The sequence below is a fragment of the Rhizobium hidalgonense genome (assembly GCF_002914525.1).
Lineage (GTDB): Bacteria > Pseudomonadota > Alphaproteobacteria > Rhizobiales > Rhizobiaceae > Rhizobium > Rhizobium hidalgonense.
Genome location: NZ_LODW01000048.1, coordinates 199,907 through 223,699 on the forward strand (window position 1 = coordinate 199,907; position 23,793 = coordinate 223,699).

The window sequence follows — 23,793 nt, forward strand, 5'->3', positions numbered from 1 at the left end:
GATGACTGAATTCTCGTTGGACAGATCCAATATATCAGGCGTCGTGCTGGCCGGCGGTCGCTCACAGCGCATGGGCCGCGACAAGGCGGGCGTTATGCTCGGGGCCGAAAGCCTGCTCCGCCATGTGCTGACCCGCCTTTCGCAGCAGGTCGCCCACGTTGCCATCAATGCCGATGCCGCCGCCGAGAATGTACCCGTTGTTCCCGACCATTTACCCGGCAAGGCCGGGCCGCTCGCCGGCATTCATGCTGCGATGGTCTATGCCGCCGGTCTTCCCGCGATCACCCATGTCGTCACCGTCTCGATCGACTGCCCGTTCTTCCCCGCTGATCTGGTCGCCCGGCTGGCCGCAGCGCTCGAACATCCGTTGCAGATTGCCATCGCCGCCTCCGAAGGCCGCAGCCATCCCGTCTTCGGTCTCTGGCCTGTGACGCTCGCCGCCGACCTCGAAGCCTGGATCGCCACCGACGAAAAGCGCCGGGTGCGCGACTTCCTGTTACGGCATGACGTTACGGAAGTAAGCTTTCCCTTGCATCCGACCCGCGCCAGCCTGCTCGATCCCTTCTTCAACATCAACACGCCTGACGATCTTATCGAGGCGGAACGCTGGCTGGAGGCCCTTCGCGCATGACCGCACCCAAAGTCTTCGGTATCGCCGGCTGGAAGAACTCGGGCAAGACGGGGCTCGCCGTCCGCCTGGTGACTGAGTTCACCCGCCGCGGCTACAGCATCTCGACGATCAAGCACGCCCATCATGATTTCGACATCGACAAGGTGGGCGCCGACAGCTACCGCCACCGCCAGGCCGGCGCCCATGAGGTCACCATCGTCTCCGGCACCCGCTACGCCATCATGCACGAGCTGCGGGGCGCGCCTGAACCGGAGTTCGAGGAGATTCTTGCTCGTCTCGCCCCCTGCGATCTCGTCCTGATCGAAGGCTACAAGCGCGAACCGATCCCGAAGATCGAGGCTCGCCGCGTCGAAGCGGCCAATCGCCAACCGCTGGCGCCGAGCGATCCCCACATTCGCGCCATTGCCGCCGATCATGCCGTCGCTGATACGGCCCTGCCTGTCTTCGATCTAGACGACACAGGCGCCATCGCCGATTTCATCGCAGCGATCGTCGGCCTTGGCCAGGCGAGATCCTGAAGCGCCGGCGCCGCTGCCGGATCTGGGAACCGGGGCCGCTTCGGCTGCCACTGCCTTGCTGATTTCCTTGGCAAGCTGCGCCTGGTTATAAGGTTTCGCCAGCCTCGGAAGATCGATGTCGGTGCCGGCGGGTAGATCGGCATAACCCGTGGCCAGCACGATCGGAAGCGCTGGCAGAATGTCCCGCGCCGCCTCAGCGAGCTGTGCGCCGGTCATACCGGGCATCGAATAATCGGTGATGACAAGATCGAAAGGCTGGCCGTTCCTGATCAGCTCAAGCGCCTCCAAGCCGGAATTTGCCTCGACGACCTCGTGGCCGAGATCTTCGAGCATGTCGACCGAGCTCATGGCGATCAAGGCATCGTCGTCGACCAGAAGGATCTTCAGCCTGGGTGCTGTATCTGAATCAGGCAGCGCTGCTTCGTTCGCTTGCTCGGGGCGCTGTTCGGTCGCCGGCAGCCACAATTCGGCGGTTGTTCCCACCCCAAGTTCGCTTGTCAGAAGAAGTGCGCCATTGAGCTGAACGGCGAGGCCGTGGATCATCGACAGGCCGAGGCCCGTGCCCTTTCCCAGTTCCTTGGTCGAGAAAAACGGATCGACGGCCTTCTTCAGCGTCTCCGCGTCCATGCCGGTGCCGCAGTCGGCCACCGCCAAGACGAGATAGTTTCCCTCGTTGAGATCGCCGCCTTTGCCGGCAACCCTTTCCTGGCGCAAAGATATGCGCAGCGTCCCGCCCGCCGGCATCGCATCGCGAGCATTGACAGCAAGGTTGAGCAGCGCCAGCTCGAGCTGGTTCGCATCGACAAGCGCCGGCGGCAGCGTCGCCGGCAGGATGGTCTCGATGCTGACCGAGGATCCGACCGAACGCCGCAGCAGGTCGTTCATGCCGGTCACCAGATCGCCAAGATCGACAGGCTTGACCTGCAGATCCTGCTGTCTGGCAAAAGCCAGCAGCCGCTGCGTCAGCGCCGCCCCGCGCCGCGCACCCTGAACGGCCCCGTCGACCAGGCGCGTCGCCTTGGCGTCGCCGGCGACATACTTGCCGAGCAGTTCCAGATTTCCGAGAACCACCATCAGCAGATTGTTGAAATCATGCGCGACGCCGCCGGTGAGCTGGCCGATCGCTTCCATTTTCTGGGATTGGCGAAGCTGCTCCTCGGCTCTTTCGCGCTGGGCGACTTCTTCGAGCAAGGTCTGGTGAGCGGCATTGACCTCCCTTGTCCGTTCCCTGACCCGTTCTTCGAGGTTCTCATTGAGCCGCCTCAGATTTTCCTCGATGGTCTTGCGGGCGGTGGTATCGGAGCAGACGCCGACGAGCTTCCTTGCGGAACCATATCTATCAGCGTAAAGCTGTGCGTGGACTTCGGTCCAATGCAGCGATCCGTCCGGCCAGATCGTCCTGTGCTCGAGCGAATAGTCGCGTCCGGTGTCGATCGTCTGACGCAGGCGTTCCAGCACAAAGTCCCGGTCGTCGGGATGGATGCTCGCGATCAGATCGTCACGCGTGACATCATCATCCGGTCCTCGGCCGAAGACCGCCTTGCAGGTCGCTGAGGCGGTCAAGGCCATCGAGGACAATTCAAGCTCCCACGCCCCGAGACGACCGGCGGCCAGTGCCGTCTGCAACCGCCGCTCTCCCTCGCTGAGCGCCTCAAGCCGGGTTCGCGCCTCATATTGGCGCAGACGTCCCTTCAGTGCGGTCCGCGCAATGCTGACGAAGGACGTGGCATGGAACGGCCTTTCGAGGAAGGTCACATTGCCGAGAACCTCGGAAAGCCTGGCGGCGGCGGGGTTTTGTTCCGGTCCTCCACCGCGTTGGGTAAGGACGATGAACGGTAGGTCGGACCAGCTTGGCTGGGCGGCAACCCAGGCGGCCACCGGCGTCAGGTCGCTGCCGCGGACTGCCTCCTCCGTCAGGACCCCAACCGCAACGTCGTCATCGAGCGATGATGCGAAGAGATTCAAATCCGCAACTGCGATCGATGATAATCCGGCCTCATCGGTCAACGATGCTGCAACCTGGGCGTCGCGTCCGGCCGGTGCATAGATCAGGGCCTTCGGATTGCGGGAATTAGGAATCGGCGCCGTCCTCGCTGTCGGTTGGCAAAAGTGCGGCGGACGTCGCGACGAATTCTGGGACGCCGCGAAGCACTCCCTGAAAACCGACAACGGGTTCTCCGATCGTCAGGCCGTCGGCATCGATCCGATACTCCCGGATGGTGTCCTCGTGGTGGCCGGTTCTCTTCTTGATCACGGAGACAGCCCGCCGCACACGTCCTACCGCCTCGAAATAACGCAGCAGGATGACGGTGTCGGCAAGATAGGTCACGTCGACGGGGGCCTTCATGTCGTCGACCAGTCCGTGCTGGGCGACCGTGAGGAAGGTGTTCGCGCCTTGCCTGTTCAGATATTGCAGCAGCTCGTGCATATGCAATATCAGCGAGTTCTCATCCGGCATGGCAGCCTGGTAACCGTTGATGCTGTCGATGATGACCGTCTTTGCTCCCGACCTGTCGACACAAGCACACACGCGATGAGCAAATTCGCCGGGTGACAGCTCCGCGGCATCGAGCTGCTCGATATGCAACAGACCTTCATCCCTCAAGGCCTCGAGGTCCATGCCGAGCGGTTTCAGCCGCGTAAACAGCAAGCCAAGCTCCTCGTCGAAAACGAAGGCAGCTGCCTTTTCGCCACGCGCGATGGCCGCCATCAGGAATTGAAACGAGAAAGTGCTCTTGCCGGTACCGGCGGGACCGAGGATGAGCGTACTGGACCCTCGCTCGAGCCCGCCGCCCAGCAGCAGGTCCAGCCCGGGAATATTGCTGGGAAGCTGATCTCGAACATAACTCGTCCTGTGTTCGGCGGCGACGAGACGCGGAAACACGACGACACCACCGGTCTGAATGGTGAAATCATGATAGCCGCCGCGGAAAGCCTGGCCGCGATATTTGGTAACTCTCAAGCGTCGCCGTTCCGCGCCGTAAGTCGGCGCCAGCTCGTCGAGATGGATGACCCCGTGCACAACGCTATGCACCGTTTTGTCGAGCGTGTCGGAGGTCAGATCGTCGAGGAGAAGGACGGTCGCTCCTTGTCGGGCAAAATAATGTTTGAGCGCCAGGATCTGCCGGCGGTAACGCAACGAGCTTTGCGCGAGCAGCCTGATCTCGGACAGGCTGTCGAGAACCACCCGCTTCGGCTTGATCCGCTCGAAAGTCGCGAAGATTTCCCTTGTCGTCTCTCCGAGTTCGAGGTCTGACGAATAAAGCAGGCTCTGTTGCTGGTCGGCGTCGAGCAGGCTTTCCGGCGGCACCACCTCGAAGACTTCGATGTTGTCGTCGAGGACCATCCCGTGCGACGCGGCGCCGGCCCGAAGTTCGTCATCGGTTTCGGACAGCGTGATGTAAAGCCCGCGCTCGCCGAGCCGTGCGCCCTCGATCAGGAATTGCAGCGCAATCGTTGTCTTGCCCGCTCCTGGATTTCCCTCCAGGAGGAACACGTGCCCGGGCGAGAGCCCCCCTGCCAGAATTGTATCCAGGCCGGACACGCCGGTCCGGGCTTTCGTGGCAGGTGCCGCAGTATTCATTCATTGTTTCCTTCAGTTTCAAGTGTGAATTAGTGGGGAGTGATCGAATGTCAAATCACCGGCACAGCAAGTTTTCGCTCCCGGCAACGCGCATGTCGGAGTATTGAAACAAATGCTGGGGTAATACTCGCTCGCCGGCGGAACCTGAATCCGCCCTCTATCCTCGATAGCGAAGCGCGTCGACGACGAGAGCGAAAGCCGCCGAAGCGTGCCGGCGGCTCGGATAATACAGATGGTAGCCGGGAAACGGCGGACACCAATCCTCCAGCACCCGCACCAGCCGCCCATCGGCAAGATGCGTCTGCACGGCATCTTCAGGCAGATATGCCAGCCCCACTCCGGCGAGCGCGGCATTCTGCCTCAGCGCGATATTGTTGAAGGTCACCTGTCCCTCGACGCGAACCTATCAACTCGTGCCCGTCCCGCTCGAATTCCCATGCATAGACGCTGCCATAGGTCGGCAGGCGCAGGTTGATACAGTTGTGCTCGGTAAGATCCTGCGGCGTCTGCGGTTTCGGGCGTCCTTCGAAATAGGCGGGTGCACCAACCACAGCCATGCGCATGTCGGGACCGATGCGCACCGCAATCATGTCCTTCGCCACCTGCTCCCCCAGCCGCACGCCCGCATCGTAGCGCTCTGCGACGATGTCGGTCAGTCCGTAATCGACGATGATCTCGACCTGGATATCGGGATAATCCGGCAGGAGCTTTTCCAAGGCAGGCCAGAGGATCGCATCTGCCGCATGTTCGCCGGCATTGATGCGGATAGTGCCGGCCGGCTTTTCCCGAAACGCGCTCAAGGCGGCAAGCTCGGTCTCGATCTCGTCGAGCCGCGGACCGATGGTGAGAAGCAGGCGTTGACCGGCCTCCGTCGGCGAGACGCTGCGCGTCGTGCGTGTCAGCAATCTGAGCCCAAGCCGCTCCTCGAGCCCCCGGATAGTATGGCTGAGCGCCGATTGCGACACACCGAGCCGCCCCGCCGCCTTGGTAAAGCTTTGAGCGCGCGCAACGGCAAGGAAGGCGATCAGGTCATTGATGGCAGGACGCGGCATTCATGAAACCTTCTCATAGGTCCTTGCCACGATTACCATCTAATCCCCACCAAAGGCACGCGCTAAATAACCTGTCATCGATGGACGAAGACATCCGCCGTGAGCGGACCAACCGTTCCCCACCATCCGACACAAGGAAGGACGATCATGGAAATCAAACGAAACGGCTCGCAGCCCTCGGCGAAGGGACCGGCCGACTGGTTCACCGGTACGGTGCGCATCGATCCTCTCTTTCAGGTGACCGATCCGGCCCGCGCGGCCGGCGCCAGCGTCACTTTCGAGCCCGGCGCCCGGACCGCCTGGCATACCCATCCGCTCGGCCAGACGCTGATCGTCACGTCGGGCTGCGGCCGCGTGCAGCGCGAAGGTAGGCCCGTCGAGGAAATCCGCGCCGGCGACGTCGTCTGGTTCTCCCCCGGTGAACGCCATTGGCACGGCGCATCGCCGACGACGGCAATGACCCATATCGCCATCCAGGAACAGCTCGACGGCAAGCTCGTCGACTGGATGGAGCATGTCACCGATAGTGAATATCAAGCCTAGAGAGGAAACGGCGATGCAGACGCGTGAACTCGGAAAGAGTGGTCTCCAGGTCTCAGCCATCGGTCTCGGCTGCATGGGGGTGAGTTATGGTTATGGCCCGGCGACAGATATTCAGGAAGCGGTCGCGCTGATCCGGCAGGCGTTCGAACGCGGCGTGACCTTCTTCGATACGGCCGAGGCTTATGGACCCTATAGAAACGAAGAGCTTTTGGGAGAGGCTCTTGCTCCCTTCCGCAGCGAGGTGGTGATCGCCACCAAATTCGGCTTCAACTTCGATGCCAATGGCGGTCAGAGCGGCATGAACAGCCGGCCGGAACAGATCCGCGCGGTTGCCGATCAGGCGCTGAAGCGCTTGAAGACCGACGTCATCGATCTGTTCTACCAGCATCGCGTCGATCCGGATGTTCCGATCGAAGAGGTCGCAGGCACGGTCAAGGCGCTGATCTCAGAAGGCAAGGTGAGACATTTCGGCCTCTCGGAAGCGAGCGTCCGGACGATCCGCCGCGCCCATGCCGTCCAGCCGGTGACGGCGCTGCAGAGCGAATATTCCTTATGGTGGCGCGAGCCCGAGCAGGACATTCTGCCGACGCTCGAAGAGCTCGGCATCGGCTTCGTGCCGTTCAGCCCGCTCGGTAAGGGCTTTCTCACCGGTGCGATCAGCGAGACAACGACTTTCGACAGCAAGGATTTCCGCAACATCGTGCCGCGCTTTTCGAAAGAGGCGCGCAAGGCCAACCAGGCGCTCGTCGATCTCCTCGCCGTCATCGCCGCAGACAAGAAGGCCACCTCAGCGCAGGTGGCGCTCGCATGGCTGCTGGCGCAGAAACCTTGGATCGTACCGATCCCCGGCACCACCAAGCTGCATCGCCTCGAGGAGAATATCCGCGCCGCCGAGGTCGAACTGACGGCCGAGGATCTCCACAAGATCGAAAACGCGCTCGCCACCATCAAGGTGGAGGGCGATCGTTATCCCGCGCATTTGCAAGCAAGGGTTAATCGCTGAAAAGCGGAAGTGGGCGCTACCGTTTTCGCCATGCTCGGGCTTGTGCCCCAAGCATCTGCAGCCGGCTACGTCGCAGGCTTTGGTCGCAGACGGGGTCGTACAGCAGATGATCTGTCGGCAAGTCATTGGTCGGTCGTATCTTCCCGAACCTGGAGAATGCGGTCGATAAGACCCCATTCCACGGCCTCTTCCGCCGTCATGAAACGGTCGCGGTCCATCGCCTGCTCGAATTCTTCGTAGGTGCGCCCGCAATGTTCGGCGTAGAGCCGCGTCATGCGATGCTTTGTCCGTCTCATTTCTTCGGCATGGATGAACATGTCCGATGCCTGACCCTGGAAACCGCCCAATGGCTGGTGAATATGAATGCTGGAATTGGGAAGCGCTGTCCGCTCCCCTGGCTGGCCTGACATCAACAGGAACGAACCCATCGAACGGGCAGTCCCCATGCATAGCGTATGCACCGGCGCACGGATGTAGCGCATGGTATCGTACATCGCGAGACCGCTGGTCACGACGCCGCCTGGCGAATTGATGTAAAGATGGATCGGCCTCTTGGGATTTTCGGCTTCAAGAAACAGCAATTGCGCGCAGACGAGCGCCGAGACGGTGTCGTTTACCTCCCCATTGAGGAAGATGATCCTCTCTCGGAGCAGACGGGAGTAGATATCGAATGATCGCTCCCCTCGATTGGATTGTTCGACGACCATAGGGACGAGTTGCATCGCTTCGCGCATTGGCGAACTCCAATATCCGGAAATTGATAGGAAAGGCCTGCCGCCTCAGGCGGCGAGCATCAGGGTCTGGCTGTTGCTGTTGGCGACCGTCTTCGCAAGCCGCTCCAAGGTCGCGCCCGCCAGCTCGTGGATGATCCGCAGGCTGGTTCCGCCCGATCTATTCGGGGCAATCGTGAAGGTGACAAAGCTTTCGAGGAATGGCGGGGTGTCGTCGCGCAATCTGTAGCGGACTTCCTTGCCCGGCGTCTCGGAAACGGATTGCGGATCGGCAAGCGCTTCTTTCGGCAGCCACCTCTCCCGAAATTCGGCAATGCTGATCGCGCGCCAGACTTTTTCCGGCGCCGCGTCCAGCTCGTATTGCTGTTCGAATCCGGTTTTCTGCACCTTGGCCTTCATGTCGCTCATTGATCCATATCCTTCAGCAAGAGCTTGAGAGCGTCGATACGGGTGGGCCAATAGGCACGATATTTAGCCAGCCATTGGACGATGAGGGCGAGCCCGTCCGGATCGACTTCGTAATTCACGAAACGCCCCTCCCGCTGTTCGCGCACCAGTCTTGCCTTCCGCAACACGGCGAGGTGTTGGGACATCGCCGGTTGGCTGATATCCATTCCCTGCCGAAGCGCACTGGCATTCATGCTGCCGTTCGCCAACCTCTCGAAAATCGTGCGGCGGGTTGGATCGGCCAAAGCTCGGAAAATATCATGTTCCATCACAACATCACATAAGCACGCACTTATGTGATTTGCAAGCCCGCTTCAGGCTTTTTGTCAATTAGCAGGCATCACCGCCTCGGCGCCGGCGCATTCTCCTGGAAAGCCGGTATCGCCTCGAGCCTGCCGACAATCTCCGCGATATCAGGCCACTGGGCGAGATCGAAGCCCATGCGCCGGGCGCTGATTGCCTGCGGGAAGAGGAAGATATCGGCAATGCCAGGCCGGTCCCCGACGGCGAAGGCGCCTTGCCGGCGGCCGGCGATCATCGTCTCCACGGCGGCCATCCCCTCGCCGACCCAATGGCGGCTCCAGGCGGTTATGGCATCGGTATCGGCCTGGAACGCGGCGCGCAGATGCAGGCCGATCCGCGGCGGTAAGAGCGCATGGATCTCGGCTGCGATCGCCAGCGCGATCGACCGCGCCAGCGCCCTACCCTCCGCCGTGTCGGGCAGCAGCGGCGGCTCAGGTTTGATCTCATCGAGATATTCGACGATTGCCAGCGACTGGGTGATGAGGACGCCGTCATCCGTCAGCAAGGCCGGCACCAGCCCCTGCGGATTGACGCTTCGGTATCCCGCCTGCCGGCTCTCTGCCTCTTCACCGAGAATGGTGACCGGCAGCGCCTCGGCCGTCAGCCCCTTCAGGGCGAGCGCGATCCGGACTCTCGACGTCGCTGAGGAAATTTCGTTCTGGTAGAGCTTCACTGTCTTTCTCCCTGTTGGCCTGAAGAGGAAACCGCAGATGCCGCCGTCACGAGGCCGGCAAGCGGCGAAGGCTCCCGCGAGCTTACGTCGTAGATGCAGGGCGCGGCGAAGACCGTCGCTCCCAAAATGCAGATGATCATCAATCGCATCAAATCCTCCGTTGACGAGGCCCGGTCGGCCTCGTCTTGCTGGCTTTCGGATCCGGTAGCATGCTCTCGCCGCCAATGGCCACGAGGGCAATCCCATCGGTCAGGCAACAGTCAATTCAACATGGATATTGCCGCGCGTGGCCTTCGAATAGGGGCAGGTCCGGTGTGCTTCATCCACCAGTGCCTTTGCCACATCCGCTTCGATATCAGGCAGGCTGACCTTGAGGCGGGCCTGCAGGAAATAGTCGCCGTCAGTCGTTCCGAGATCGACTTCGGCATTCACCGCGGTCTCGGCCGGAAGCCTGACCTTCAGCTTGCCAGCGGCAATCCCGATTGCGCCGAGAAAACAGGCAGACCAGCCGGCAGCGAAAAGCTGTTCGGGATTGGTGCCGGGCCGCGCGCTGCCGGGAGGCGAAAGCTTGATATCCAGCTCTCCGTCGTCACTCTGCGAAGCGCCGTCGCGCCCGCCGGTCGTGCGTGTCTTGCCCGTATAGAGAACCTTGTCGATCATGGTCATGGAACACTCCTTGTGTTGCGTCGATAAAGGCGAGTCTGTCGCCTCAGGCGACTGCGTTGACGGAGTGTGGTTTGACCGACCGATATATCCGGCATGTTTCTGAAATCGGCCGAAGTGTCACAAAACGTAGCATCCGGTATCCCGAACGTTTTCCCATACAAAACCGCCGGAAAAATTCCGACGATCCCATCATCACCGAAGGGTGACTTCTGCGGCCAGCCCGCCGCCGGCGCGGTTGTAGAGCCGGAGCGTTCCGCCGATCTTGGCGGTCAACTGCTGGGCGATCGCAAGACCGAGGCCCGTGCCGCCGGTCTCCCGGTTGCGGGATTGCTCCAGCCGGAAGAACGGCTGCATGGCGGCTTCCAGCATGTCGTCTGGAATTCCGGGCCCGCGGTCCATCACGGTGATGACGACACGATTTTCCGCGTTGTGCTCGACGCTGATTTCGGCGGCCCCGGCAAATTTCAAAGCATTGTCGATGAAATTCGACAGGATGCGGCGAAGCGCATGCGGCTTGGTCAAGGCGGCGCCCTGAACCAGCCCGACGACCGTCACCGCCTTTCCGGTGTCCTGATAGTCGTAGGCTATGCTGTCGATGAACGAGGCGAGATCGATGCGGGCATTGTTCTCGCCGCTGCCATGCGCGCTGCGGGCATAGGCGATGCCGTCCTGGACGAGGCGCTGGATCTCGCCGAGATCGTGCACCAGCTTGTCCCTCTCGGGCGAATCTTCCGCCATGTCGGCGCGCAGCCGCATGCGGGTGATCGGCGTCTGCAGGTCGTGCGAGATCGCCGCCAGGATCTGCACGCGCTCTTCGAGGTAATGGGCGATCCTCTCCCGCATCGCGTTGAAGGCGCGGGCCGCATGCGCGACCTCGCTCGGACCCGCCTCGCTCAAGGCTGCACCATCCTTGTTGGGGTCGAGGGCATCGGCAGCGGCGGCAAGCGCGCCGAGCGGCCGGATCACTTGGCGAACCGCAAACCAGGTGCAGAGGAAGAGCAGCAGCATCTGGATGACGAAGACATAGGGCAGCCATGCGGCGATCGGCATGACGCCTCTCGGCGTGACATCGATCGTCAGCGGGCTTCCGTCGCTCAGCGTCAAATGCGCCTGCAATCGGTTCACCTCACCCGGAATCCGTTCAATACGGATCGGAAAGCGGTGGCCGGCCGCCGCCTCTATCTTTCCTGCGATCTCCCTTGCCTTTCTGGAGCCGTCAGGCACACCGGCCAAGCCAGGTCCGAGTTCGAAGCGGTAGTTGCCGCGGCTCAGCCAATCCAGCAGGTCGCCGCGCTCACTGGACGGCAGCCGGTCGAGAACGGCAATCGACGTTGCGACGTCATTCTCCAGCGTGCCGAGCATCACGGCCTTGGCCGACATAGTGCGCTCCATATAGAGCACGCTGAAGGACAGCCCATAGGCAAAGGCGAGACCGATCAGCAGGATGAGGAAGATCCGCGACCGCAACGTCCTCGGCCACGCCAGGCTCGAAAACAGGGGGATCGTCGCCCTCATGGGCGCAGCTCCGTGATTTCGACCGGAACGGAAAAGACATAGCCTTCGCTGCGCACCGTCTTGATGTAGGTCGGTTCGCGTGCATCGTCTCCCAGTCGCTGGCGCAGGCGGCTGACCAGGAGATCGATCGAACGATCGAACAGATCGGCGTCGCGGCCCTGCGTCAGGCTCAGCAGCTGATCGCGATTGAGCACCCGCTGCGGGTGATCGATGAAGACCCGAAGCAGGCGGTATTCGGCGCCGCTAAGCGCAATCGCGGTCCCCTCCTTGTTGAGAAGATGGCGGGCGACCGTGTCGAGCCGCCAGTCGCCGAAAGTCAGCAGCTGCCCGGCCCCGCTGATCTGCAGGTTGGGCGGCAGCATGCGCGTGCGCCGCAGCACCGCCTTGATCCGGGCGAGCAGCTCGCGCGCGGCAAAGGGCTTGGCGAGATAGTCGTCGGCGCCCATCTCCAATCCGAGTATCCGGTCCATCTCGTCAGTGCGGGCTGTCAGCATCAGGATCGGGATCGCCTTATGCCGGCCGGAGCGCAGCTCGCGGCACAACACCAGCCCGTCGTCGCCGGGCATCATCACGTCGAGCACGATCAGGTCGACGGCATTGGCGTCGAGAAAGCTGCGCATCTGGCGCCCGTCCGCGGCAACGCTGGTCCTCAGGCCATTTTTCTGCAGATAGCCCGACACCAGCTCGCGGATTTCGCGATCGTCATCGACGACCAGGATGTGATCGACATGATCCATATGTCCGTGTTCCTTACCGATAAAAGCGGCCCCGACCTACGCATATTCGGCCGGCCGGAGCAACGAAGCTCTGCGGCCGGCCTCGTCGATCAGAAGCGGTCGACGTCGATGACCGCCTGCGCGAAGGCCTGCGGTGCCTCCTGCGGCAGGTTGTGGCCGATGCCGCCGCCGATCGTGCGATGCTCGTATCTGCCCGAAAACTTTCCGGCATAGGCGGAGGGCTCGGGATGCGGCGCACCGTTTGCATCGCCTTCCATGGTGATCGTGGGCACCGAAATCATCGGCAATGCGGCAAGCGTCGCCTCATAGGCATCGTATTTGGCCTCGCCTTCGACCAGCCCCAGGCGCCAGCGGTAATTGTGAATGACGATTTCGACATGGTCGGGATTGTCGAAGGCGGCGGCCGATCTGTCGAACGTCGCATTGTCGAAATTCCACTTCGGCGACGCCGTCTGCCAGATCAGCTTTGCGAAATCATGAGTGTTGCTCTGATAACCCAGCCGCCCACGCTCGGTTGCAAAATAGAATTGATACCACCAGGCAAGTTCGGCCTTCGGCGGCAGCGGCTTCAGGTTGGCCTCCTGGCTGCCGATCAGGTAGCCGCTCACCGAGACCATCGCCTTGCAGCGCTCCGGCCACAATGCCGCCATAATGTTGGCAGTCCGCCCGCCCCAGTCGTAGCCGGCAACCACCGCCTTCTCGATATCGAGCGCATCGAGCAGCGCGATCATATCGGCAGCGATCGCCGACGGCTGACCATTGCGCGCTGTTGCTTGGTCCAGAAACCGGGTCGTGCCGTAACCGCGCAGATAAGGCACGATCACCCTATAGCCCGCCGAGGCAAGCAGCGGCGCGACGTCGACGAAACTATAGATGTCATAGGGCCAACCATGCAGCAGCAACACCACAGGGCCATCCGCCTTGCCCGCCTCGGCGTAACCGATATCAAGCACCCCGGCATTCACCTGCTTCAGCGCCTCGAACGACGTGTTGGTTCCGGCCCTCACATCAGGCAGCGCCGACTGGGCAGCCGCCGTGCCGGCCACGCCGAATTCGACCGCCGCAAGGGCGATAGCGGTCATGCCGAAGAAACGGCGGCGGTGATGGTTGATTTGCTCTGACATCGGTCTCTCCTATCGAATGAATCACCCGCTCTAAAGACGTTCCGCTTGTATCAGCGATATGTCACGAGCCATCGGTTTTGAATGCGGATGTAGCTTCCGGCCGCCGGGATACAGTCTGATACAATCGCGCCGGCCGCCGCCGTTCTGCCGCAGCCCGTCAGGCCGGCAGTTTGTATCGCTTTGTATCGCCGGCGCCCAGCCGCAATAGTTCGGTACATTTCCCCATAAAACCGGACACATCGGCGATACGTCCGCCCGGCCATATCCCCGCCGTTGCTGGTTCAGGCCCATCGCCGTCCAGAGCCCGATCAATCGGTTTCAAAGGAAACGATGATGACATTGCTGATCATTGCCTATCTCGGAGGCGCGCTGACCATCCTCAGCCCCTGCATCCTCCCCATCCTCCCCTTCGTCTTTGCCCGTGCCGGACAGCCCTTCGTCCGAAGCACGATGCCAATGCTCACCGGCATGGCCGCCACCTTCGCCCTCGTCGCCACCCTTGCGGCGGTCGGCGGCAGCTGGGCGATCCGCGCCAATGAATATGGCCGCCTCGCCGCGATCGTCATGCTCGGTCTTTTTGGCGTCAGCCTGCTTTCGCCGCGTTTTGCCACCACCCTTGCCCGGCCGGTCGTCGAGCTCGGAAACAATCTGCTGAACGCCTCGGGTGGTGGACGCGGCACCGCGACGGTGAAAAGCGGACTTCTTCTCGGCGTCGCCACCGGATTGCTCTGGGCGCCCTGCGCCGGACCGATCCTCGGCCTCGTTCTGACCGGCGCCGCCCTGCAGGGCGCCAACCTGCAGACCACCTTCCTGCTCGCAGCCTATGCCGCCGGCGCCGCCAGCTCGCTTGCCGTCGCCCTGCTTGTCGGCGGCAGGATATTCGCCGCCATGAAGCGTTCCCTCGGCCTTGGCGACCGGATTCGCCAGGTCCTCGGTGCGGCCGTGCTGGCCGGCGTCGCCGTCATCGCGTTCGGTCTCGACACCACCCTGCTGTCCCGGCTTTCCTACGCCAGCACCGCATCGCTGGAACAGGCCGTGCTCGACAGGCTGCATGCAAAGCCGCTGGGCGGCCCGTCCCCCGAAGTGGCGAGCAACGAGGTGATGACCGCTGCTGCCGATGAAAAGCAGCCCTTCCGCAGCGATCTGCCCGTCGAAGGCTACGCACCTCCGCTCGACGGCGCAGTGGAATGGCTGAACTCAAAGCCTCTGACCAGTGAGCAGCTGCGCGGCAAAGTGGTACTGGTCGATTTCTGGACGTACTCCTGCATCAACTGCATTCGCACCATCCCCTATGTCAGAGCCTGGGCGGAAAAATACGCGGATCAGGGCCTTGTGGTAATCGGCGTCCACGCCCCGGAATTCGCCTTCGAGAAAAAAATCGACAACGTCAGGAAGGCGGTCGGTGACTTCCAGATCGGCTATCCCGTCGCGATCGACAATGATTACAAAATCTGGCGCGCCTTCGAAAACAGCTATTGGCCGGCCGCCTATCTGATCGATGCCGAGGGCCAAATCCGCTACCACCATTTCGGCGAAGGCAACTATGGCAGGACCGAGAAGGCCATTCAGGACCTGCTGCGCGAGGCCGGCAGCCAGACGACGGCAAGCGCGCCGGTCGTGCCCGACGCGAAGGGTATTGAAGCAGGTCCCGACCTCTCCAACATCCGCTCCGGCGAGACCTATCTCGGCTACGAACAGGCGGCGAATTTCGCCTCACCCGAAGGACTGCAAGCCGATACGCCGCACACCTATTCGATCACCGAACCGGGCCTCAACGGATGGGGTCTAGTCGGAACCTGGACTGTCGGCAAGGATCAGGCGATGCTCGATCAGGCCGGCGGTAGCATCACCTACCGATTCAGCGCCCGCGACCTACATCTCGTTCTTGGGCCCGGCGCCGACGGCAAATCAATCCGCTTCCAGGTGAAGATCGACGGCAAGGCGCCAGGCCCGGACCACGGCTCCGACATCGATGCCGACGGCAACGGTACCGTGACCGCGACCAGGCTTTACCAGCTCGTGCGCCAGTCCGGCACCGTCACCGCCCGCAACTTCGAAATCCGCTTTTTAGATTCCGGCGTCCAAGCCTACGCCTTCACATTCGGCTGAGCCTGAACCCGGCACTATCCCGATCCTCAACATCGACCCAAAGGAATCACACCTATGAACAGACGTCTTCTTTTCACCGCAGCCCTCGCATTTGCCACCACTACAATCGCGTTTGCAGCCGAGGCTGCCGCGGTCAAGAACATCGTGATCGTCCACGGCGCGCTGGCAGACGGCTCGGGATGGCGCAAGGCGACGGAGATTCTCGAAAAGCGCGGCTTCAACGTCACCATCGTCCAGGAGCCCCTCACCTCGCTCGATGAGGATGTCGCGGCGACGAAGCGGGTTCTCGACCTTCAGGACGGACCGATCCTGCTCGTCGGACACAGCTATGGCGGCATGGTCATCACCGAAGCCGGCAATGATCCGAATGTCGCAGGCCTCGTCTATGTCGCGGCATTTCAGCCCGACAAGGACGAAAGCGTGCTCAGCCTCGCCAGCTCGAAGCCCACCGGCAGCATGGATATCAAGGAAACGAAGGACGGCAAATATCTCTATCTCGATCCGGCCGCCTTCGCCGCGGATTTCGCAGCCGACCTGCCGAAAGCTGAAGCCGATTTCATGGCAAGGTCGCAGGTCTTCGTCTCAAAACAGGCCTTCGCAGCCAAGATCAATCAACCGGCCTGGCGCACCAAGCGCAGCTGGTCGATCGTCGCCACTGACGACCGCTCCATCAACCCCGAACTCGAGCGCGACATGGCAAAACGAGCCGGCAGCGAAGTAACCGAGATCAAGGCCAGCCACGCCGTCTTCGTGTCCCAGCCGGAGAAGGTCGCCGACGCCATCGAAAAGGCAGCCAAACAAGCCGGCAAATAGCGGCAGCCGGATGGCGAAGCGAATTGCCCCTCTCCACAGATGGAGAGGGGCAAAACGTCTTTACTGGTTGGCCGCGACCGGGCGGACCAGCGCGGTGACGCGGCGGATTGTGACGCGGCGATTTTCCTGTTCGGGGCCTACCGTATTGACCTTCAGGTAGCGCTCGCCATAGCCCTGCGTCGCCAGGTTTTCCGGCGGGATGCCGTAGACGTCGGAGAGCACGTTGGCGACCGATTCGGCCCGCTGGTCCGAGAGGACCAGGTTGCTCTGATCGGAGCCGACGGCATCCGTATGGCCCTCAATCAGGAAGGTCTCGCTCGGATCCTTCTTCAGCACCTGGCTGATCGCGTCGGCGACCTTGCGCAGGGTGCGTGCCTGGGTCATTGGGATATCGGCGCTGCCCGTCGCGAAGGTCACCGTGTCGAGATCGATGCGGCGCACCTTGTCGCGGATACGAGCGGAATACTTCACCTCATCCAGCGAATAGACGCGCTCGACCGGCTCGACGGGCGGCTCGCTCAGGAACTCGTAATAGTCCCGGTCCGGGTCACTGCGAGTGTCGATGATGTAATCGCTGAGCGGCACGCGCAGCCGCATCGGCGGCAGGTCGGCGCCCGGATCCTCGAAATAGTCGCGGTCCGGATCCTCATACAGGTCCTGCGAGTAATAAAGCACATGCTCGCGCCCGCGGGCATCGACGCGCGACCGCTGGATGATATCACCATAGCGATTGCGGATGGTGACGATGCGGTAGCCTTCAGGTCGCGTGATCGTCTCGCGGTAGCGATCGCCTGACAGCTCTTCGTAGCTCGGCCGCTCGCCGTCGCGCAGGAAGCGCCTATCGTCGTCGCCGCGCACGATCACCTGATTGTTGTACTGGATGATCACGCGGCCGTCGTCTTGGCTGTCGCTGTACCGAGCGCCGTCAGGGCGGGCAAATCGCGGCCGCTCGTCGAGCTTGGTGCCCTTCTCGCTGGTCACCGCTTCGAGCTTGACAGGCGCAGGCGCCTTGGTACCGGTAGCGGCCTGCGCTTCGGCATCCGAGGTCGGCACCTTGAAGTCCTGGCTGTCGGCGCGCTGCTTGTCGCGGTCGCGACGGCCTTCCCGGCCTTTGCTGCGGTCGGCATCCTTGTCGCTGTCGAGCACGGCCGCACCGTTCTCGACCGGCAGCACGACGGTCTCATTGCTCTTGGCTGGATCTGCGGCGATCTTCTTGCGGCGCTCCAGCTCCTCGGGTGATACTTTCTCAGGCGCCGGAATGGCCTGCTCCGCCTGTTGGCCGCCGCTGGCATCGGGCAGCGGCTGGGCGGTGTCAGTCGCGGGTGCTGCCGGCTGTTCACCGGCAGGCTTTGCCGCGGTACCGTCCTTCGGCTTTTCGGCGGGTGCGACAGCAGGCGCCGCCGCCTTGCCTTCAGTCGCCTTATCTTCAGTCGCCTTGCCTTCGGTCACTTTGCCTTCGGTCGGCTTATCTGCGGGCGCTGCGGCCTCACCCTTTACCGGCTTCTTCTCTGCCGGCGCCTCGGCGGCGGGTTTTGCCTCCGGTTTGACTTCGGGTTTGGCTTGTTCCTCGGCAGGCGTCACGGCCTCGGGCGCAGCGGTCTCGGCCTTGCCCTTGCCTTTATCCTTGCCCTGGGCCTTGTCCTGCCCTTTGGCCCGCTTGCCGCCTTCCGGCTTGGCTTCCGGCTGCGCCTGGTCCGTCTCCGGCTGCGCTTCCTTTGCTGCGGGCTGCTGTTCAGGTTGCGGCTGCGCCTCCGGCTCGGCCTGCTTCTTCGGCTTCCTCGGCTTCTCCTGCGTTACAGGCTGCTCCTGCTGCGGCGCGGCCTCCGGCATTGCCTCGGGCTGGGCTTCCTGCTTGGCCTTGCGCTCCGGCTTGCTTTCGGCCTTCGGCGCGGGCTCTTCCTTCGGCGCTTCAGCCTTTGGCGGTTCTGGCTCTGCCTTGGGTTCAGGCGCCGGTGCCTCCTTGCGCTCGGCCTTCGGCTTTTCGGCGGGCGCCTCCTTCGGCTGCTCGGCAGCGGGCGCCTGTTCGGCCGGAGCGTCTTCCTTCTGCTTCTTCTTTTTCTTCAGCAGCTCCTCCTCGGAAGGCGCATCCTGAGGCGCGTCCTGCGCCACCTCGAAGCTGCCCTGTTCAACCTGACGAACGGCTGCGGCCTCTGTCGCCACCCCGCGCGCGCTCGCCATCGCCGATGCCGGCTGCAGAGCCAGCGAAAGGGAAAGCAGCGGAAAAGCCGCACTCGCGAACAATCTTGATTTCATGCCCATCGGGTATCCTCGATCCTGTTTGAGCTTCCTGAAGGCCGACAGGCCCTGCTTCCGCCCCTAGCGTCGCATTGAGGCGAAACGGCGAAATGGCAATCGCCGAGCCGCCGATTTGTTCCGGTTCTAGGAAGCCGCGGATTAACCTCGCGTGAATGTTGCAGTCTGCCGGCGTTCATCTCGCCTGCTATTTGCACCGCCCAATTGCGATGGGATTTGTGTTGCAATTCCATGAAAAAAAGTCTGATTATCGCCGCAAGGCGGTCTTGGACCGTTGAACTGCGGCCGTCAGCCCACGAGAAAAAGAGCGACGGCTACCAACAGAGAGGATCCTCATGCATATCTCCACCCGTATTTTCGCGGCAGCCTCGATCGCGGCGATGTCCCTTTTCGCCGGTTCGGCCATGGCCGATGGCGAAAAGTATGTGATCGGCACCGATTCGACCTATCCGCCCTTCGAGTTCGTCGATGCCAGCGGCACGATCCAGGGCTTCGACATCGACATCACCAAGGCGCTCTGTGCCGAGATGAAGGCCGAATGCTCCTTCGTCAGCACCGACTGGGACGGCATCATTCCGGCGCTCAACGCCAAGAAGTTCGACATGATCGTTTCCTCCATGTCGATCACGCCGGAGCGCCTCAAGCTCGTCGACTTCTCCAACAAGTACTACAACACCCCTCCGGCCATCGCCGTGCCGAAGGATTCCAAAATCACCGACGTCGCCGGCCTCAAGGGCAAGGTGATCGGCGCACAGACCTCGACGACCCATGCCAACTACGCCGAGAAGCACCTCGCCGACACCGAGTTGAAGCTTTACCCGACGGCTGACGAATACAAGCTCGACGTTTCCAGCGGCCGTGTCGATGCCGTCATCGACGACGTCGTCGTGCTTTCCGAGTGGGTCAAGTCCGACGCCGGCGCCTGCTGCAAGATCCTGACGACCCTGCCGGTCGACAAGGAAATCAACGGTAACGGCGCCGGTATCGCCATCCGTAAAGGCGATCCGCTGAAGGAAAAGCTGAACACCGCCATCGCTGCGATCCGCGCCAGCGGTGAGTACAAGAAGATCCAGGACAAGTACTTCGATTTCGACGTTTACGGCGAATAAGAAAATCGGTATCTGCCGATGAAAGCGAATGGCGGAAGGCTTGCTCTTCCGCCATTTTTGTTTGACAAAGGTGGCAAGATTAAAACGGCAAAAGCCGTGAGGGGAATTCACGCATGGGCGGATTATTTTCCGCGCTCGGCTCCTTCTGGAGCTCACTTGTGCACATTTTCGATCCGCTATGCGGACCCGTCGGTATCTTCACCTGGTTTGGTCAGTCGACGCTTCTTGCGTGTGGCGATACCGGCTGGGGTGACGAGATCGCGCTCGGCCTGCAGATTACCGTTTCGGTGGCGATCGTCACCTTGCCGATCGGCCTCATCATCGGTTTTCTCGTGGCGCTCGGCCAGCAGTCGGAGGAAAAGCCGCTGCGGCTGGCGGCGGGCATATACACCACGATCTTCCGCGGCCTGCCGGAGCTGCTGACGCTCTTCATCATCTATTACGGCATGCAGATGCTGATCCAGTCTCTGCTGACCTTCGTCGGCTATGACGGACCGCCGGTCGAGATCAACGCCTTCCTCGCCGGCGTCATCGCACTGTCGGTGGTCTTCTCCGCCTACTGTTCGGAAGTGCTGCTCTCAGCCTTTCGCGCCATTCCCAATGGCCAATATGAGGCGGGATACGCGCTCGGCCTGCACCGCGGCCGGACGCTGCGCTTGATCGTCCTGCCGCAGCTCGTGCGCATCGCATTGCCGGGCCTGACGAACCTCTGGATGGTGCTGCTGAAGGACACCTCCTACGTTTCGATCATCAGCCTTTCCGACATTCTGCGCCAGACGAGCGTCGCTGTGCGCGTGACCAAGGAACCCTTCTTCTTTTATGGCCTGGCCTGTTGCCTCTATCTGGTGCTCGCCGTCCTCTCCTCCTTCCTGCTCGTCTATGTCGACCGCTGGGCAAAGCGTTCGGAGGTCCGGCGATGAGCTACGCTGAAACATTGATCCCGCCCCAGCCAGCCCCCCGTGCACTGGCAAAGCCAATGACGACGGCACGCCTTGCCGGCTACATCTTCGTGGCCATTTGGGCGCTGTTTGCGGCACTGCTGATCTACACCGTCATCAATGGCTGGGATCTGGAGAAGTTCACCCGCTACGGGCCGCGTTACCTGCATGGCCTCGGGGTGACGCTTGGCCTCGTTTCCATCTCGGTCATCTGCGGCGCCGTCCTGTCGCTGCCGCTCGCCATGGCGCGCCTGTCGAACAACAGGGTGCTGAACTGGCTCGCCTATGGCTATATATATTTCTTCCGCGGCACGCCGCTGCTTGCCCAGCTGTTCCTGGTCTATTACGGCCTGGGCGTGTTTCGGCCGCAGCTGGAGGCCGTCGGCATCTGGTGGTTCTTCCGCGACGCCTGGTATTGCGGCATCTTCGCCATGACCATCAATACCGCGGCCTATCAGGCGGAAATCCTGCGCGGCGCGATCGAAAGCGTTCCGCACGGCCAGCGCGAGGCGGCCGCGGCACTCGGCATCCACAAATTCATCGCCTTCCGCAAAATCATCCTGCCGCAGGCTCTCATCGTCGCACTTCGCCCTTATGGCAACGAGATCATCCTTTTGATCAAGGGTTCGGCGGTCGTCGCCATCATCACCGTGCTCGACCTGATGGGCGAAACCCGCTACGCCTTCTCCCGCACCTTCGACTACCAGACCTATCTCTGGGCGGCGATCTTCTACCTCGCCATTGTTGAGGCGTTGCGCCATGTCTGGGCGTGGATCGAGCGCCGCCTGACCCGGCATCTCAAGCGCTGATGCATGACGCCCAAAACTGTGTCGCGGTTTTGGAATAATGAACCAGAAACCGGGGCTGGCAGCACTCTCGGAATCGTGCTGCCAAGCCCTTGATATTAAAAATCAATTGTCCTTTCATGCAGTATCTGTAAAGTTTTCGTTAACCACTCGCATGTTTCCCTATGACGTAGCGCTAATAAGCGCGCGAGTGGGAACGAGAAGAAGCGGAATACGATGCACAAGGACATGGAAAAACAACTGCAGGGCTATGGCCTGACCACCGCCCAGATCCTCTACCACCTGCCGGACCATCCGGCGATCCTGCAAAGCTACGTCTGGCAGGAATATGACCTCGCCCCCGATTTCCCCGAAATGCGCGGCTTCCTGAAATTCTGGGAAGAAAAGCTCGATGGCCCGCTGCATTCGGTGCGCTACATCCACCGCAAGCTGATCTCGGCGACCGAGTGGCGGGCGCTGAAAGGCGAGTTCATCCTGCACTGAGCGGCGCGCGCCACCTCAGACATGCGCCTCGCCTCGACCGAACTCGCCCTCGTCGCGGTCGGGGCGCAGGGCAAAGGCGAGCATGCCGAGATAGAAGGCGAGGACGATAGCAAGGACGAGAAGGCCGGGAATCGGCCCGAGCACGGCATTGTCAATGACATAGGTCCATGATTGCGCCTGCAGCGCCGGCATGCCCTCCGTCTGCAGTTTCGGAGTTGTGATCTTCAGGCACCAGGCCAGCAGCAGGATCAGATACATCCAGCCGTAATTGCGCTTGAGACGGCGGTGCATCGCCTCGTGATAGCTCAGCAGGAAACGCGGCTTGCGCAGGCTGCCCGCGATAACCGTTGCCCATTCGCTGCCGGCATTGGCGTCGGGCGCCATGATCTGGGCGAAATAGCAGCGCTCGACCTGTCGAATGCGGGCGCGGTAGATGTCGAAGAAGCGGTAGCGGCGCGCCTCTATCATCAGAAGCAGCGTCACCAGCATGATCCCGAAAAGCAGCACACCGTGATGCGAGGTCGGAGTCGACAGTGACACCGACAGCAGCGCCGCCACCACGGTGATCGCCCAGTTCGACGTCCGGTCTATCCGGTCGCGCCAGCTCGTCATCCGCCCGAGTTCGCCGCGGTAATAATGGCTGAGCGAGTTGGTGATCTCACCAGGCGTACGCGGCAGCAATGTGCGCCCGGCCTCGCCTTCCCTCGACAACGCCCTGTCTTGCTCCGATTTCATGGCTTTCCTCCGTCGGCTTGTTTTCGGCCATTCTGCGCCGACTGCCACGCCATTGCAAAAGATCGAAAGCGGCCTTAGAGCCATGGCTGAAACAAAGAACGGTGAAGTGCGATGGCAAAGAAGATCGACGAAGAAGCCCTTGGCGAGGCCTATAACCGCGCTCTCGCTCTGGAAAAGGCCGGAGATGTCGACGCGGCCGTGGCAGCCTATGAGGAAGTCCTGGCAATCGACCCCGACGATCACGGCGGTGCGGCCGTGCGCATCGCCGCGATGGGCCGCGGCGAAACCCCGGTCAGGGCGCCCGACGCCTATGTCGAGACCCTGTTCGACCAGCATGCCGAGGTTTTCGAGGACGTGCTCGTCGAGCAGCTCGGCTATCACGTGCCGATGCTGGTGCGCCAGCGCCTGCAGGCGCTGAAGCTCGGGCCGTTCAAGCGGCTGCTCGATCTCGGCTGCGGCACGGGCCTCACCGGCGGCGCGCTGCGCGACCTCTGCGACGATATGACCGGCCTCGACCTTTCGGAAAAGATGGTCGAGATCGCCCATGAAAAGGATCTTTACGAGACGCTCTTCGTCGCCGAGGTCGAGGATTTTCTAGACGACAATGATGAGGAAGCCTTCGACATCATTACTGCCACCGACGTGCTGCCATATCTCGGCGCGCTGGAACCGCTGTTTTTCGGCGCCGCCGAGAACCTGACCCTCGGCGGCCTGTTCATTTTCTCCTCGGAAACGCTGCCGGAGGAGACCCTCGCCGGCCGCGCCTATATGGTCGGTCCGCACCAGCGCTTCGCCCATGCCGACGCCTATGTGAGGGAACGGCTGGCGGCGACCGGTTTCGAACTGGTCGAGATCTCAGATATCAACGTGCGCATGGAAGACGGCCAGCCGACCCCCGGCCATCTGGTGATCGCCAGATACATCGGCTGATACAATAGTTACACGATTGGCGAACTATCTGTTGCGCATTGCTTTCCGACCTGATACTTAGTCGGTCGGTAAAGTTTTCCACCAAATAGGA

At 61.9% G+C, this 23,793-nt stretch carries 23 protein-coding genes and 1 pseudogene; 11 read left to right on the plus strand and 13 right to left on the minus strand.

The genetic code is table 11. The annotated features are described in order from the left end of the window. Position 1 precedes the first annotated feature (1 nt). Positions 2–631 (plus strand): molybdenum cofactor guanylyltransferase MobA, encoded by a 630-nt coding sequence (mobA, locus tag ATY29_RS10870; RefSeq protein ID WP_097532823.1) that lies wholly within the window; start codon positions 2–4, stop codon positions 629–631. Then, positions 628–1,149, plus strand: a complete 522-nt coding sequence (gene mobB / locus ATY29_RS10875) for a molybdopterin-guanine dinucleotide biosynthesis protein B (RefSeq protein WP_003569119.1) — start codon at positions 628–630, stop codon at positions 1,147–1,149. Before mobA ends, mobB begins: the two co-directional genes overlap by 4 nt. On the opposite strand, the gene ATY29_RS10880 is transcribed toward mobB, so the two are convergent. The 3 genes and pseudogenes from ATY29_RS10880 to ATY29_RS10890 all read right to left on the minus strand — a co-directional run bounded on the left by ATY29_RS10880 (position 1,081) and on the right by ATY29_RS10890 (position 5,784). Next, the gene (locus tag ATY29_RS10880; RefSeq protein ID WP_280176721.1) at positions 1,081–3,228 is read right to left on the minus strand and encodes a hybrid sensor histidine kinase/response regulator; all 2,148 of its coding nucleotides are present in this window, start codon (positions 3,226–3,228) and stop codon (positions 1,081–1,083) included. The genes mobB and ATY29_RS10880 overlap by 69 nt on opposite strands. Then, complete coding sequence (locus ATY29_RS10885) at positions 3,221–4,732, minus strand: ATPase domain-containing protein (protein WP_003569122.1); 1,512 nt, start codon at positions 4,730–4,732, stop codon at positions 3,221–3,223. The genes ATY29_RS10880 and ATY29_RS10885 overlap by 8 nt, the downstream gene beginning before the upstream one ends. 157 nt (positions 4,733–4,889) lie before the next feature. Beyond that, positions 4,890–5,784: pseudogene (locus ATY29_RS10890) on the minus strand (LysR family transcriptional regulator). Between the two features lie 147 nt (positions 5,785–5,931). Here ATY29_RS10890 and ATY29_RS10895 point away from each other — a divergent pair. Both ATY29_RS10895 and ATY29_RS10900 read left to right on the plus strand, forming a co-directional pair. Continuing rightward, positions 5,932–6,327 (plus strand): (R)-mandelonitrile lyase, encoded by a 396-nt coding sequence (locus ATY29_RS10895; RefSeq protein ID WP_003569124.1) that lies wholly within the window; start codon positions 5,932–5,934, stop codon positions 6,325–6,327. A 13-nt stretch (positions 6,328–6,340) separates the two neighbouring features. Then, positions 6,341–7,330, plus strand: coding sequence for an aldo/keto reductase (locus ATY29_RS10900; RefSeq protein ID WP_003569125.1), 990 nt, complete (start codon positions 6,341–6,343; stop codon positions 7,328–7,330). 122 nt (positions 7,331–7,452) lie between these two features. Here the strand turns inward: ATY29_RS10900 and ATY29_RS10905 are convergent, their stop codons facing one another. The 8 genes from ATY29_RS10905 to ATY29_RS10940 form a co-directional block, all read right to left on the minus strand. Continuing rightward, complete coding sequence (locus tag ATY29_RS10905; RefSeq protein ID WP_003569127.1) at positions 7,453–8,064, minus strand: ATP-dependent Clp protease proteolytic subunit; 612 nt, start codon at positions 8,062–8,064, stop codon at positions 7,453–7,455. 45 nt (positions 8,065–8,109) lie between these two features. Then, positions 8,110–8,469: an SRPBCC family protein gene (locus ATY29_RS10910; RefSeq protein WP_003569128.1), complete on the minus strand. Its 360-nt coding sequence runs from the start codon at positions 8,467–8,469 to the stop codon at positions 8,110–8,112. Then, positions 8,466–8,777: an ArsR/SmtB family transcription factor gene (locus tag ATY29_RS10915; protein ID WP_172643036.1), complete on the minus strand. Its 312-nt coding sequence runs from the start codon at positions 8,775–8,777 to the stop codon at positions 8,466–8,468. The genes ATY29_RS10910 and ATY29_RS10915 overlap by 4 nt, the downstream gene beginning before the upstream one ends. Before the next feature lie 71 nt (positions 8,778–8,848). Continuing rightward, complete coding sequence (maiA, locus tag ATY29_RS10920; RefSeq protein ID WP_003569131.1) at positions 8,849–9,484, minus strand: maleylacetoacetate isomerase; 636 nt, start codon at positions 9,482–9,484, stop codon at positions 8,849–8,851. A 249-nt stretch (positions 9,485–9,733) separates the two neighbouring features. Next, the gene (locus ATY29_RS10925; RefSeq protein ID WP_025416359.1) at positions 9,734–10,150 is read right to left on the minus strand and encodes an organic hydroperoxide resistance protein; all 417 of its coding nucleotides are present in this window, start codon (positions 10,148–10,150) and stop codon (positions 9,734–9,736) included. A 192-nt stretch (positions 10,151–10,342) separates the two neighbouring features. Continuing rightward, positions 10,343–11,665, minus strand: coding sequence for a sensor histidine kinase (locus tag ATY29_RS10930; protein WP_003569139.1), 1,323 nt, complete (start codon positions 11,663–11,665; stop codon positions 10,343–10,345). Then, positions 11,662–12,402: a response regulator gene (locus ATY29_RS10935; RefSeq protein WP_003569140.1), complete on the minus strand. Its 741-nt coding sequence runs from the start codon at positions 12,400–12,402 to the stop codon at positions 11,662–11,664. The genes ATY29_RS10930 and ATY29_RS10935 overlap by 4 nt, the downstream gene beginning before the upstream one ends. A gap of 89 nt (positions 12,403–12,491) precedes the next feature. Then, entirely contained in the window at positions 12,492–13,526 is a 1,035-nt protein-coding gene (locus ATY29_RS10940; protein ID WP_097532716.1) for an alpha/beta fold hydrolase, read from the minus strand. A gap of 333 nt (positions 13,527–13,859) precedes the next feature. On the opposite strand from ATY29_RS10940, the gene ATY29_RS10945 reads away from it, so the two are divergent. After that, positions 13,860–15,635 carry a cytochrome c biogenesis protein DipZ gene (locus tag ATY29_RS10945; RefSeq protein ID WP_097532717.1) on the plus strand — a complete coding sequence of 592 codons (1,776 nt, stop codon included), beginning with the start codon at positions 13,860–13,862 and terminating at the stop codon, positions 15,633–15,635. 54 nt (positions 15,636–15,689) lie between these two features. Further along, on the plus strand, positions 15,690–16,448 hold the full coding sequence (locus ATY29_RS10950) for an alpha/beta fold hydrolase (protein ID WP_097532718.1): 759 nt from the start codon (positions 15,690–15,692) through the stop codon (positions 16,446–16,448). Between the two features lie 60 nt (positions 16,449–16,508). Here the strand turns inward: ATY29_RS10950 and ATY29_RS10955 are convergent, their stop codons facing one another. After that, on the minus strand, positions 16,509–18,707 hold the full coding sequence (locus ATY29_RS10955; protein ID WP_097532719.1) for an OmpA family protein: 2,199 nt from the start codon (positions 18,705–18,707) through the stop codon (positions 16,509–16,511). A gap of 329 nt (positions 18,708–19,036) precedes the next feature. Here ATY29_RS10955 and ATY29_RS10960 point away from each other — a divergent pair, with 329 nt between their 5' ends. The 4 genes from ATY29_RS10960 to ATY29_RS10975 all read left to right on the plus strand — a co-directional run bounded on the left by ATY29_RS10960 (position 19,037) and on the right by ATY29_RS10975 (position 22,037). Next, positions 19,037–19,810 (plus strand): transporter substrate-binding domain-containing protein, encoded by a 774-nt coding sequence (locus ATY29_RS10960; protein ID WP_003569151.1) that lies wholly within the window; start codon positions 19,037–19,039, stop codon positions 19,808–19,810. A gap of 113 nt (positions 19,811–19,923) precedes the next feature. Then, positions 19,924–20,730 carry an ABC transporter permease gene (locus ATY29_RS10965; RefSeq protein WP_003569153.1) on the plus strand — a complete coding sequence of 269 codons (807 nt, stop codon included), beginning with the start codon at positions 19,924–19,926 and terminating at the stop codon, positions 20,728–20,730. Further along, positions 20,727–21,557, plus strand: a complete 831-nt coding sequence (locus tag ATY29_RS10970; RefSeq protein WP_003569155.1) for an ABC transporter permease — start codon at positions 20,727–20,729, stop codon at positions 21,555–21,557. The genes ATY29_RS10965 and ATY29_RS10970 overlap by 4 nt, the downstream gene beginning before the upstream one ends. 213 nt (positions 21,558–21,770) lie before the next feature. Continuing rightward, positions 21,771–22,037 carry an usg protein gene (locus ATY29_RS10975; protein WP_003569157.1) on the plus strand — a complete coding sequence of 89 codons (267 nt, stop codon included), beginning with the start codon at positions 21,771–21,773 and terminating at the stop codon, positions 22,035–22,037. 15 nt (positions 22,038–22,052) lie between these two features. Here ATY29_RS10975 and ATY29_RS10980 read toward each other — a convergent pair whose 3' ends face one another. Next, complete coding sequence (locus ATY29_RS10980) at positions 22,053–22,772, minus strand: DUF2270 domain-containing protein (RefSeq protein WP_097532720.1); 720 nt, start codon at positions 22,770–22,772, stop codon at positions 22,053–22,055. A 111-nt stretch (positions 22,773–22,883) separates the two neighbouring features. Here ATY29_RS10980 and ATY29_RS10985 point away from each other — a divergent pair, with 111 nt between their 5' ends. After that, on the plus strand, positions 22,884–23,702 hold the full coding sequence (locus tag ATY29_RS10985; protein WP_097532721.1) for a class I SAM-dependent DNA methyltransferase: 819 nt from the start codon (positions 22,884–22,886) through the stop codon (positions 23,700–23,702). Positions 23,703–23,793: the final 91 nt, after the last annotated feature.

Bases quoted from the DNA above. Each gene is read 5' to 3' on its own strand.
- ATY29_RS10985 (WP_097532721.1), top strand. From the start codon at position 22,884: ATGGCAAAGAAGATCGACGAAGAAGCCCTTGGCGAGGCCTATAACCGC.
- ATY29_RS10885 (WP_003569122.1), bottom strand. From the start codon at position 4,732: ATGAATACTGCGGCACCTGCCACGAAAGCCCGGACCGGCGTGTCCGGC.
- ATY29_RS10950 (WP_097532718.1), top strand. From the start codon at position 15,690: ATGAACAGACGTCTTCTTTTCACCGCAGCCCTCGCATTTGCCACCACT.
- ATY29_RS10945 (WP_097532717.1), top strand. From the start codon at position 13,860: ATGACATTGCTGATCATTGCCTATCTCGGAGGCGCGCTGACCATCCTC.
- ATY29_RS10940 (WP_097532716.1), bottom strand. From the start codon at position 13,526: ATGTCAGAGCAAATCAACCATCACCGCCGCCGTTTCTTCGGCATGACC.
- ATY29_RS10905 (WP_003569127.1), bottom strand. From the start codon at position 8,064: ATGCGCGAAGCGATGCAACTCGTCCCTATGGTCGTCGAACAATCCAAT.
- mobA (WP_097532823.1), top strand. From the start codon at position 2: ATGACTGAATTCTCGTTGGACAGATCCAATATATCAGGCGTCGTGCTG.
- ATY29_RS10895 (WP_003569124.1), top strand. From the start codon at position 5,932: ATGGAAATCAAACGAAACGGCTCGCAGCCCTCGGCGAAGGGACCGGCC.
- ATY29_RS10925 (WP_025416359.1), bottom strand. From the start codon at position 10,150: ATGACCATGATCGACAAGGTTCTCTATACGGGCAAGACACGCACGACC.
- ATY29_RS10955 (WP_097532719.1), bottom strand. From the start codon at position 18,707: ATGGGCATGAAATCAAGATTGTTCGCGAGTGCGGCTTTTCCGCTGCTT.
- ATY29_RS10935 (WP_003569140.1), bottom strand. From the start codon at position 12,402: ATGGATCATGTCGATCACATCCTGGTCGTCGATGACGATCGCGAAATC.
- ATY29_RS10930 (WP_003569139.1), bottom strand. From the start codon at position 11,665: ATGAGGGCGACGATCCCCCTGTTTTCGAGCCTGGCGTGGCCGAGGACG.
- ATY29_RS10910 (WP_003569128.1), bottom strand. From the start codon at position 8,469: ATGAGCGACATGAAGGCCAAGGTGCAGAAAACCGGATTCGAACAGCAA.
- mobB (WP_003569119.1), top strand. From the start codon at position 628: ATGACCGCACCCAAAGTCTTCGGTATCGCCGGCTGGAAGAACTCGGGC.
- ATY29_RS10900 (WP_003569125.1), top strand. From the start codon at position 6,341: ATGCAGACGCGTGAACTCGGAAAGAGTGGTCTCCAGGTCTCAGCCATC.
- ATY29_RS10965 (WP_003569153.1), top strand. From the start codon at position 19,924: ATGGGCGGATTATTTTCCGCGCTCGGCTCCTTCTGGAGCTCACTTGTG.
- ATY29_RS10975 (WP_003569157.1), top strand. From the start codon at position 21,771: ATGCACAAGGACATGGAAAAACAACTGCAGGGCTATGGCCTGACCACC.
- ATY29_RS10960 (WP_003569151.1), top strand. From the start codon at position 19,037: ATGCATATCTCCACCCGTATTTTCGCGGCAGCCTCGATCGCGGCGATG.
- ATY29_RS10970 (WP_003569155.1), top strand. From the start codon at position 20,727: ATGAGCTACGCTGAAACATTGATCCCGCCCCAGCCAGCCCCCCGTGCA.
- ATY29_RS10980 (WP_097532720.1), bottom strand. From the start codon at position 22,772: ATGAAATCGGAGCAAGACAGGGCGTTGTCGAGGGAAGGCGAGGCCGGG.
- ATY29_RS10915 (WP_172643036.1), bottom strand. From the start codon at position 8,777: ATGGAACATGATATTTTCCGAGCTTTGGCCGATCCAACCCGCCGCACG.